The organism is Stenotrophomonas sp. CASM110, assembly GCF_049384345.1.
Taxonomy (GTDB): domain Bacteria; phylum Pseudomonadota; class Gammaproteobacteria; order Xanthomonadales; family Xanthomonadaceae; genus Stenotrophomonas; species Stenotrophomonas muris.
Window position 1 is genome coordinate 1 of sequence record NZ_JBMRGI010000058.1, and the last position, 426, is coordinate 426.

The 426-nt window shown below is 33.6% G+C and carries 1 protein-coding gene; it reads right to left on the minus strand.

Translation table 11 applies throughout. From position 1 onward, the window contains the following. On the minus strand, positions 1–426 hold a 426-nt coding region (locus tag VG561_RS21180), incomplete at both ends, for an RsmE family RNA methyltransferase (protein WP_423179949.1).

The following is a 426-nucleotide window of genomic DNA, read 5'->3' on the forward strand; positions in this document are numbered from 1 at the left end:
GGCTACAATTGCTGCTGTTTCAGTTCTTAATCTTGTGTTTCCCAAAGATACAGGAATAAATTTACCGTCTATTGCCATTTGAATTTCTTTAACAGAAAAATCACCTTCCGGACCAATCAGAATCGTAACATCTTCGTTGGATTTCAATTCATTTTTCAATGATTTTTTATCTGTTTCTTCGCAATGCGCAAAGAATTTTTGACCGCCAAAATCCTGTTTTATAAAATCTTTATAGAGCATTGGTTCATTTAATATTGGCAGATAATAATGCAAGGATTGTTTCATTGCCGATTCAATAATTTTCTGAAATCGATCAATTTTTATAATTTTTCTTTCGGAATGATCGCAGATTATCGGTGTGATTTCCTGAATTCCGATCTCGGTAGCTTTTTCGAGAAACCATTCGTAACGCTCATTCATTTTGGT